At 73.6% G+C, this 242-nt stretch carries 1 protein-coding gene; it reads left to right on the top strand.

What is annotated here, in order from left to right; translation table 11 throughout:
* A partial coding sequence (locus QWY28_RS23830) for a DUF3817 domain-containing protein (RefSeq protein ID WP_300955379.1) occupies nucleotides 1-242 on the top strand: 242 nt, incomplete at both ends.

Raw genomic sequence — 242 nt, 5'->3', positions numbered from 1 at the left:
GCGGGATGTTCCTCAAGTACGCCACCGACACCACCGAGCTCGGCGTCCGGATCTTCGGGCCGATCCACGGCGGGGTGTTCATCGCCTACTGCGTCACGACCGTCGTCGTCGCCGTCGACCCGCGCGGGTCGCCCGGCCGGCTCGTCGGCGGCCTGGCCTCCTCGGTGCCGCCCTTCCTGACCCTGTGGTTCGAGCGGTACGCCGGCCGGCAGGGCCTGCTCGCCGACTCCTGGCGGCTGCGC

The organism is Nocardioides oceani (genome assembly GCF_030412965.1).
In the GTDB taxonomy this organism is placed as follows: Bacteria; Actinomycetota; Actinomycetes; order Propionibacteriales; family Nocardioidaceae; genus Nocardioides; species Nocardioides oceani.
Note: the sequence above shows the minus strand (reverse complement) of the source record. Positions and strands in the feature narration are given on the sequence as shown.